The sequence below is a fragment of the Clostridium omnivorum genome (assembly GCF_026012015.1).
GTDB classification, from domain to species: Bacteria; Bacillota; Clostridia; order Clostridiales; family Clostridiaceae; genus Clostridium_AX; species Clostridium_AX omnivorum.
The window spans coordinates 1241098-1252950 of sequence record NZ_BRXR01000001.1; the positions used below are offsets into that span (position 1 = coordinate 1241098).

General features: G+C 30.9%; 2 protein-coding genes. Both read right to left on the reverse strand.

Going from position 1 to position 11853, the window contains the following annotated elements; genetic code table 11:
* Positions 1 to 51: 51 nt before the first annotated feature.
* Positions 52 to 8343: a S8 family serine peptidase gene (locus tag bsdE14_RS05660; RefSeq protein ID WP_264848989.1), complete on the reverse strand. Its 8292-nt coding sequence runs from the start codon at positions 8341 to 8343 to the stop codon at positions 52 to 54.
* 180 nt (positions 8344 to 8523) lie between these two features.
* Positions 8524 to 11703 carry a C1 family peptidase gene (locus bsdE14_RS05665; RefSeq protein WP_264848990.1) on the reverse strand — a complete coding sequence of 1060 codons (3180 nt, stop codon included), beginning with the start codon at positions 11701 to 11703 and terminating at the stop codon, positions 8524 to 8526.
* Positions 11704 to 11853 lie beyond the last annotated feature (150 nt).

The window sequence follows — 11853 nt, forward strand, 5'->3', positions numbered from 1 at the left end:
ATATACTTAATTATACAATAAAAGGGGACCTAAAACGAGTCCCCTTTTCAACTAATACTTCTTATTATAATTTTGTGCTGCCTTAGCTAAATCCTTAATGTCAATTAGATTTGCATTATCACTATTGTCTAAATTACATCTGCCATCCCAATCAGAATTAACACCCTTCTTTTTGCCGTAATCTTTTGATAATAGCACTAAATCAAAGATATCCACTGTATCATCTAAATTTATATCTCCCAAAGCTGTAAAGGTTGGGTTAGCTATGATTACGGACTTAGTATCTGACACAATACTACCTAATATTTCATTAGTAAGCTTTACTCTAATATTAGTCTCTCCTGATAGCTTAGTGCTTATAATATTTGGTAATGACTTAATTACTTTATCACCATGCATAATATCTATAGAATCAATAGTAAAGTTTAAAGGTGCAAATCCCTTTAATTCTACATCTCCATCATAAATATTAACTGAAGTTATCCCTACTGCATCTGATGTATTATATATTATTTTATTCAAGTTAACCATAGGCTTAAGACTTTTGCCAATTATCAAGTTCGAATTATCTCCATTACAATCTAGTTTATAAGTTGCTGTAATCGGGTCTTTGCTGCTGCTTAGCCTTAATTCTACATCGGCATCATAGTTTCCCTTATCTACATAAACAATATTACCTGGCACTTCAGAATATTTCACTTCAAATTGTGAACAAGTACTTAAATTATTAAGCTTATAAGTCGTTTCATATGGATTTCTTTTCAGCATACTGCCAATGCTTATACCACATACATTGGATATATCTAAAGCTATTTTTGTAGTATCTGAAGCTATACTTATAGTTCTATTTATTACATAGTACTTATCATTACTTTTGTTATAGCCGCTAAGGTTAATTTTATGACTTCCAGTTTGAAGCTTCACTGTAAGTTCACCATTACTGCTTATTACACCTTTATCTATAATATTGCCATCTATAAAAAGCTTAGTTCCCTCAGTTGGTAAGTTTGTAATAACTGTCTGTACTGAATCTTGGGGATCGCTAACCTGATAAATACTATTTTGGTCTATTGTAATATCAGCCTTATAACTGTGGAATACATTATTGAAATCACAATAACTTACTAAGGCTGAATACTTTTTCCCAGCCTGAAGTAGGTTCTTGCTAATACATAATGTGCTATCGCCGTCATTGATATTGTTATTACTTAAACTAGCTGTAATTATATTCTTATCCCCATCAAATAAGCTTATGCTTCCATTTGATTTAACAGAATTATTTAAATAAAAAGCATAATAATTTCCTGAATATATACTTACCTTTTGCTTTTGGCTCTTACATGTTCCAACACCATCAATAGTCCTAGTTACCTCAGCTTCATAAATACCATCCTCTAGTGTTGGAATAATTATACTATTTGTATCTGTACTTGCTATTGAGCCTGCTAAAGTACCATCTAGCTTGTATAAATTCAAAGTACATTTATTTGAATTTTGACTAGAACTATTTAATTCAAACCCATTAAAATCTTTTATACTAGGCATAGAATAATAATATTGTGCGCCAGCCTTTAGACTTCCTGGAAATTTAAAAGGCATGTCTATACTTGCTCCTTGAGCTGTATTTATTCTTCCAACAACTAGTTCAGTAACATTGTCCTTAATTAAAAAGTCCTTCTTATAAGCATTAATATTGCTTCCAGCTTCATTTCTGTAGTATACATTAACTGAAGAATATGCTCTTTTTGAGAAATATGTCTTATTGTAAAGCTGTACTGGATCAGAAAAGCCCATAGTACCATCCTGTAAATAGACAGCATTCAAACTAGCCTTGTCTGGAAGTGATACCTTTAATTCTGAAACATTATTACAATCCATAACTATATTGCTAGCCTTCGATACATCTATAAGGTCACTAAATAAATTGTAGCTGCTTATATTAGTACTGCCATCATTACAGTTTAATATCATTTTAAATTTGTAAGCGCCATTATCAATCCATACATTAAAGTTTTCAAAATTTGATATATCAGAAGTCACATACTTGCTATAATCAATGCTGCAAATTCTTCTTTCGCCCTTTAATATATAAAATTTACCGCTTTCTATTGCAGAATATGGCTTATTAGTTGATATATTTACCTTAGAAATATTATTACCTGCAGCTATGCTTGTTTCTTTAGATGTTACATCTGGTATTGAAAAATCTCTAATATATACAAAAAGCCCATTAGTTTGCAAGGTCTTACCAGAAACACAAATTTTATAGCTTGTCCCAATTTTTATATTGTCTTTTTTGACATATGCAATGCCGCTACTGCTGATGCTTGCTGATGCAATTTGCCCTCCAAAACTATCATTATAAGTTACCGCCACATTTCCACCATTTGCTGGCATTCCTTGCGGGTCAGTAATATTGATTTTATAATATCCGTCCATACTTATATTTAAATCACAAGAGCTAGACTTAAATGTACCGATATTATTTACTGTTACTTCAAAGGATACCTTAAGCTGTCCAACTGCTTCGCTAGGTAAATTGAAGGCTGCTTTTCCCCAATTGTAGCTGCAGTCTACAGTAGCTATAGTATTTACAGCATCACTAATAACAGCTTTTACATTGTTAATATTATTAACTGAAGCTACATTATTATACTCATCCTTAAAAGCAAAATTAGCCTCCACTGTACTGCCTGGAGTAGTCTGAGTATTTATAAGTGAAGGAGTTACAGTAAAATTCTTACCTGCCTTTATATAATTTACAATATTAGGTTGAATATTTAAACTTCCTGTATAATTAATTGAGTTGTTATTGTCATACAGACTATAATTAAATTGCTTTCCATAAGTCATATATAGTTCGCCTTTGTTAATCCACATATTCTCATAGCCTGTAAAATTAAGTGTGTAATTAGTTGTACCATCTACTTGTACCCTTGAAACCTTATTTCCATCCAAAATTACTGAATTTATAACAGCTTGATCTACACTAATATCTGCAAATGATAAATATTGCTTTTGATTATATATAGACATATTATTGTATATTGCATAATCTCCTTTTTCCAGCCATATATTAACTTTATCCCAATTAGTTGAATTAAACTGTAAAATACTTGTATATACAGTTTCTCCAAAGCTTCCTTTTTTAAGGATATTAATGGTGCCACTATCAAATGTTATGTTATCAGGTTTTATTATACTAATGTTAACTCTTTGAGAATTACCTTCTGAAGCTATACTTTGTATTGTTGTATTATAATCTCTAGTATAAACAAATGGTTCTCCGGAATCTTGAGTATACCCATACACCTTTATTCTATAATTTTGCCCCTGTACTACTGTATCTTTCCTAATGTACACATTGCCATTGGAGCCAATAGTAATCTGATGAACATTTTCAAAAGGTCCTTCTATATACCCTCCTTTGGAAGGCTTACCCATTGGGTCTAGTATAGCTACACAGTAATAATTATCAAGGTTACACACTAAATCAACAGTATTTGTTGTATATTTACCCATAGAAATTGAACTCAAATCTATTTCATATCTAACTTGAACAGTACCATTTATCCCATCTGGAAGATTAAATGAATTACCTCTTGGACCATTATTGCAATCTAAAGTATATTTATCTACACCATTTTGTGAAATTATAGCCTTTATTTTTTGTGAACCATTAATGTAAACATTATTATTAAACTCATCTTTAAAATATAAATTGGCGCTTACTAACCCATTGGGTTCAACTTGAGAATTTAATAAGGATGCATTTGCAGTAAATGTTTTTCCAAATTTTATTGTATACTGAGCAGCTTTATCACAATTTATAGTTCCACTGTAACATAGCATTACCCTACTACCCGAAGTATAAATACTATCATAATAGTTGTAATTTATTTGAGTACCTAAGCTTACTAAAAATCCATTAGTTATAGCCACATTTTGATAATCTATATTAGCTGCTATATTATTTTCCGTTAATATTGTTGCTAAGTTTACATTATCTATAATCACTTGGCTCTGTACTGAAGCATCCAAATTGGTTTTTAAATAATATCCTATTGGATTATCAGAATTACTTGAAGCAATAATTGTATATTTATCTGCATCAACATAAGTTATTACCTCACCACTTTTACCAAGTTTAAATATGGAACTATTATTATAAGAATTCCGTAATTCTATATTTCCTTCCCTTAAGTCTACCTTGCCTAAAGTGCTGCTTTCTTTTATATTAACTTTCTTTAGTGAGCTTATTGGCTTTGCTATAGTAACTTCATTATCATTTGAAATATTATCAGGTGAAAATACCGCTACCTCACTACCGTTATTTGCAGTAATTGTAATTGACTTATTATATAAACCCTTTTGTAAATATACATCACCATTATTATTTGTATAATATTTAGTTCCAGATACATTCACTTCACCATTTATTAGTGGTTTAGTAATATCGAAGGGATTCATTATCCTCATCTTCTGCATATTAGATGCATCTATATTTACAGTCATGTTATTGTTATTCAGCATTTTAGCATTTGGAGGCATCATTATTTTTAAATTATATGCTCCTTGTGGAATACTAACATCATTAATAACATCATGGCCTACGTAATCCTGTTCATTTTTATCTCTTATATTAGAGCTTACAACATTTCCTTGGGAATCATATAAATTCATATACATTACCGGTATACTATCTCCAAATTCATTCATAAATTTATAATGACTGCTTCTTGAAATGTTTCTTAATATAAATTCTCCAGATTTTATAGTATAATTTACAGTTATCGGCTGAGGTAGTAATACTCTATTATTGTAACTGTCCGCTTCTAAATTAAAATCCTTCAATTCCACATTTTTTTGTACTGGCATGTTTAGATCATAATTATATTCATAATTATAGTTATATGCTTCCCCACGTATCTCATTATAGGTATATGTATTAACTCCAATTATCCTTAAATTTAATTCCAAAGAAACATTTATAACATCGCTGTCCGTAACATTCAATGTAAATCTTGGCTCATAAAACTGATAACCGCCTGTTAATACTTTTTCACCAATACAAACATCAGAACATTTATAATCATTTACATTTGATACTTTTAAATTAAATTTGGATAATGATGTAGTATTAAAAACAATATTTGTATTGGCAGAGGATATATTATAATTACCACCCAAAATGAATTTTTTTTCATAATTAAAAAGTTCAATTTTATAAGTATTATCATCTATCCAAGTCTTAGAAAGGCCTTTAGCGTCTATCTCACCTTTATTAATTAAAATAGTATTTGCTTGTGATGGACGAATTTCAAAAGCTGCTCCATACAATATATCTGTTTTATTAACATCGTCTATACCAAAGGTTATTCTTCTAGCTAAATTTTCACTATTATCAAAGCATACATCTGTACCATTGCTGCTTACTATAGGTCTATCATAAAGAAATTTGGTACCATCAGAAGCTCTTCCAATTATCATTATTTTATTAGAGGAATTAGCAAATTCTTTGTTTATTTTAAAGCTTATTTCTTCTTCTGGCCTTTTGTCTTCAATAAAGCCACCCGTTATCTTTTGGTTGGTATCCTTATTGTATATTACATATTCCACATTAACATTAGATGTAACAGCTACAGGGGGCTTTACAACTGCTTTTAACTCCCCTACAGTAATACCACTTCCATCTAAATTAAAAGAAAGCCTATTTGAAGTCACAGTACCTAGAGGACCTAAATTAGTAGAAACCTCTACAAAATAATTTCCTGCTGCAAAGTTAGTATTTGCTCTAACACCAATACTTATTATGCCCTGATAATATCTATTATCAAGAACTCTTGCAGAATAACTACTATTACTTATTAATGTTCCACTTGAATTATAAACTTTAGTTCCTGTTAGGTAACTGTCAAATACTTTTTGTGAATCTTCTCCAAAACTAACTATATTACCATAATTATCAGTTAATTTTGTATTTACCTGAACTAAATCATTCTTATCAGCATTCAGTATACTTTCAGCTGATAATTGCAGCTTTCCATAATTAAAACTTGTGTTTTCAATAATATTAACAGCTTTATCTTGATACTTATATGTCCATGGATTCCCATTTATATCCTTAGCTTCAACAGTATAAGCATAATTATAAGTTCCCTTAGGCATATACACAGTTTTATCTTGTTTATTATTAAGTTCAAAGGCTACTTTAGAAAAAAACTGAAATGTTCCTTTATCTGTAACAGAAAATAATTCCTTTGAAAGACTAGAACTATATTCATTATTCACCTTAACTGCAGCCATATCATCATTTACAGTAAAGTTTATAGCATTGATACCAGTAAAATCCTCCACTTTCTTTTCATAAATATACCCTTCTGTTTCATTAACTATTTTAAAGGCAGCATTTGTACTATCATTGACATAAATTGCAGCATTTCCAGAAGCATCAAATACATTGTCTAATTCAAAACTGCTGTTAATAAAATATACATTAAGCTTTGAATTCAATAGTGCACTATTATCAACCTTTTTAGTATTAATTGTTACCGGTCTTAACCCTATGTCCTTGGCACTTAAATTCATAGTGCCTGAACCTTTGATTATTTTATGATAAAATACCGGTTTTTTTAAGGTGTCAGTACCAGCATTATAATAATAATATAGATTGTATTCTTGATTTGCATCAATATTAAAGAAAGTTACTGCACCATTATTATCAGTTAAAGCTGAAATAGTTTGGTATGGTTTATCTCCACTGGATAGATATACCCTTGTACCATTTTGAATTTTAGTAGTTCCGTCCATTCCAGTAAGATTGACCATCAATTTGTTACTGGAATTGTTAGTTATCCTAACGTATCTGTAATCAATAAAGGTGTTGTTGGAGGCCTTAGAATATGCCTTTACAGTGATCTTATTTTCTCCCTCTTTAAACTTTAAGGCTGAAATACTAGCAGTGTATGTATTAGCGCCACTTCCATTTACTGTATTTATTATTGTAGGATCATCATTTAAAGTAATTTCAAGCTTTAACATGTCAGAAGGATTTAATGCTTTAACCTTTACTTCCACATCTCCACTTAGGGGCTCTCCTGATTTTGGTGATGCTATTTCAATATAGTCATTAGCAGTATTGCACATTTTCAATGCGTTTACTGTTCCATATCCAGCATAATGATTATAGCTTGCATAATCATTGCTTACAAAATTACCAACTAGATTGGCAGACTTTTTTAATAAATTTAAAAGCTGATCCTTTGAATATTGGGTATTTTTCGCCTTAGCAAGGGCTGCTGTTCCTGAAACTACAGCAGCTGCAAAGGAAGAGCCTTGAACATTACAATAACTTCCATTACTATTTGTTGTATATCCATATCCTACAGCTGACATTGTAATAGCTTTTCCGTAGTTGCTTTGATTATATCCATATCCAGCGCATGATACCACCAAGGTACCCTCGATATTTGCCGGCCAATAATTATCAGCATTATCCCTTTTATCGCCAGAAGCTGCAACAACTAGACAATTTTTACTTAATGCATAATTTACAGCATCTTCAACAACCTTACTGTATCCCTCACCAGATATACTTAAATTTATAATAGGAATATTTTTATCTGCAGCATACCTTATACCTGCAGCTACATTAGCGCTTGTACAATTTCCTTTTGCATCGATAACCTTAATTGGTACTATTTTTGTATTTATGTTTCCTGCAACGCCAGCTATTCCTATTCCGTTATTTGCATTAGCTGCAATAATTCCTGCTACCTGCGTTCCATGGCCAATATCATCAGCAGTATCAGCATTACCTGCAACATAATTATAACCAGAAAGCACTTTGTTAGCTAAATCCTCATGATTAGCTTTAACACCGCTGTCCACTACAGCTACTTGTATTTCTGTGGTTGTGTTCTGTATTAGATCCCAAGCTTCTCTAACATTACCCGCTGATAAATAGTCCTGCTTGTCCATCATTGGATCATTAATAACTGTACCTTGTTTTTCGCCAACAGCGTTTACTTCTGCAAAGGCAATATTTTTGTCATCTTCTAAAGCGCTTATTAGTGCTTTAGTATTATTACTATCCACCTTTACAACGAAATACGGTCCATTATTACTTATTATCTGACCCTTATATTCCTCAACAGCTTTACTATATCCTTTATATTTTAAATCTCTTACCTTAAACACCACTTGGCCTTCAATAGCCCGAAGCCCTTTACTAACCTTGTTTTCCCCCTCTGCCTTAGCACTTACAGGTACTGCTTGCAGTATGATAGAAACTACAAATATATATGTAAGTACTATACTGAGAAACTTCTCAAACTTTCCCATGTTTCTCCCCCTATTCTATTTATTTACATAATAATTATATTTTAACTTTCCCTTAGTATCAACTAATTTTAATAAACATCGACAAATTAGCTAAAAAGAATACATAAATATCATGAAAAAAAAGAGACTCATATGGAGTCCCTTTTTCATCAATTCGTATATTTTAATTATATTCTATTTTTACATTCCTGAAGCCACCGCAGTTAAATCATAAATATCTATAATACCATCATGATTTAAGTCTTCATCAAAATTCCACTGAATTTCTCCCTTTGCTGCTAGATTGTAATGCTTTGCCAATTGTGCAATATCTGTTATATCAATGGAACCATTTTTATTAATATCCTCATTGTAATAATCGTTCCGAGTAAAATAAATATTTTTAGCTTTATTTATTACCTGCTCATTTCCATCTTCGTCTATAAAATCAAAGTTAAAAGCTAAATAGTAATCGGTGCTCTTACTTCTAATTTGCTCATCATGTATTATAAGCTTATTTCCCCTGATCTCATAATTTAAAGCTGCATTGTTATATTCATATCCTAAGTGAACATCTCCAGATTTCACTGATTTTATAGCTTTATTAAAAGTGAATGTAATTGGTCTTTTACTATTCAACTCATCATTTGAAAGCTCATAATTATTGAATTCATAAAAAGTATTTTTCTTTTTATAACAATACACATCCCAGCTCTTTGTGTTTCTTAGGTAAGTAACAATGATGTCATTAGGATCAACATAATTATTATCAATGCTCAAATAACAGGTTCCACTTTTACTATCGCTCAATGTTTTTATAGGAGTAATGTCACTTATTTCATTATTATTAAAGATAAGTGTATTAATATTATTTAAATTCACTATAGGTTTAACATCAATAATCCTATTATCATTAGCGTATAAGTATGTTAAATTACTTAATCCACTAAGTGAATCAATATTAGTAATACTATTATTACTTATGCTTAAATCCTGTATGAATGTGCAATTCATAATAGGAGTTATATCTGAAAGCTTATTATTGCTAAAGTCAACATATTGAAGATTTTTTAGAGAACTGATACTGCTTATATCTTTAATATTGTTATTCTGCAAATATAAACTGGTTAATGAAGAAAGCTTTTCGGCACCTTCTAAGCTGTATAGTCCACTGTTTTTTATTTCAATAGAAGCTATATCTTTATTGTTTTTTAGATAGTTTAGATTTATCATTTTTATATTGTCAAGTGTTAGGTAATTTAAGCTGTTCATGTACTTTAGATCTTCTACATTTATGCTAGAAATATTTGCAGTTAAATACAAAGATTTAAGAGAGGTCAACATCCAAATATCCTTTAAATCTATATTGTCATCAGTAATATCTAAGTATGTTATTTGCTTTAGATCTCCTGCTGTTATAGCATTTTCGGCTTTTCCCAAATTATCTGCAACTTTTTTTCTTATTGTGGAAGAACCAATGTTAATTAAATCTGTATCGCTATAGTTGTTGATAACTACATCCCTATCGAAATCTGCATTTAGTGTCTTGCCAATGCCATTACTTAATGCTTTACTTGGTATATGTATTTTTCCCACGCCCAAATATTTACTACTAGGCTTTAATATTAATTTTTTATAGTCAATACTCATTGTTATAGGTAATATATTTCCACTCTTATCATATAAAGAGATCTTTGAATAATCCAGCGAAGCATTAATAATATCATTAAATGCTATAACTGCCGACCCTTGGCCTTCAATTTTATTTGAAGCTGAAACCACAGCTAATGGACTGTTAACATTTACTGCTGCTGTGCTCTTAACCATTCCATTTCTAGTAGCTGCAGTAATAGTAGCCTGTCCATCACCTTTCGCAGTAACAACTCCATCTTCATCTACTACTGCAATCTTAGGATTTGATGTAGACCATAAAACCTTTTTATTTGAAGCTGTTGTTCCTGTTACTGCAGCCTTTAAAGTTGTTTTATCTCCAATGCCCATAGTTAATGAGGATCTATCTAAAGTTACTGCTGTAATATCGTCAGCACTTTTATTATATGTATAGGTAACTAAGGCATTTGCACCATATGTATTTTTATATATTGTGGTACCATTAATATTAAATGAGTTAGCTTCACCTTCACTATTATTTAATTCTAAAGAAGGAGAAAAGATGTCTTTATATTTGATCGCTACCAAAAAGCTTTTCCCACTATCCACTTTTATTGGCCTATCCAATTTAATTGTATTAAACCCTCCATAGGAGAGTGTGCCGCTTTTTACTTTTTTATTATTTATTAAATATGATGCATCATTACTAGGATAATTTGCCTCATTAAAATCCTCATCTATATATACATCGTAAGGTACATTAGTAGAAAATGCATATATTGCTACAGCTCCTATTTCTTCTGTATTGACAGCGTTATGCTTGTTGGCAATAAAACATTCCCTGGGAGTACCATAAGTAGAATAATTAATATTAAAATTACCATAGCTATATCTATTATCATAGTTATCCTTCTGCTCTAATGGCTTAAAAACTCCAATAGCATCAGAACCAAGACTAGTATCATAATAGGAAATATAAAAATAACCTTCTTCACCAAACCAGGTTCCCCAAGAATTCTTTACAATAAAAGCACCATTACCTGAGGGTGTATTATTAAACTTTTCTTTTGGGTAATCATCATCCCAGCCAACTATTACAACTCCATGGTTACTTGTTACTGGACCGTTATAATAATAAGACTTTCCATCACTTCCAAGGTAGCTACTATCATGCTGATAGATAATTGCAACTGCTCCGTTTTCTATTATAGCTTCTTTTAAGTATTGATTATCATTATAATCTTTCCTGCTTGGAAGCAGAAGACTATTTTGAATATGATATGCTGCAGGTACATTAACAGGAGTAACAGTTTGCCCACTAGAAGGATATGGATTATCCTTTTCTAGTACCGGCCCCTTCCAATTTGCAAAATAGCTGGCAGACATCTCATAGTTTCCGCCTTGATTTAAACCGCTTACTCCTACCCTATCTACTGCTAAGTTAATTTCAGATAAATCAACTTCTTTTCCTGTTGTATATTTTGTGTTGCTCTCAATAGAGGCCATAGTAGCAAAAGTCCAGCAGGTTCCATAGGGATTTTGATCTTTTATTGATGAAACCCCAGCTTCTTCCCTTAAATCAAACCTTCTTGGCAGATTAATACTCTTTACAAGTTTAGTTTCTTGCCTTCCTATCTTAACTCCAGAAGGTTTAATACCGTAGTTTGTAACTTGTTCATTTAAAGGCTTTGCTTCCACCTTTATAGGGCTTGGACACAAAGAAGCTATCACCAAAACTGAGAGTATAAAACAATTAAATTTCTTAAACATGAATTCCCCCCCTATAAATTGTATACCTTAATTATATTTTACATTTTAAGTATATACAAGAAAAACAGTATTTTGATTAGATTGTCTACTAACTACTAAAATTCCTAAAATATTGACTAAGTATAATATTATTTTTCTTAACAATTAACC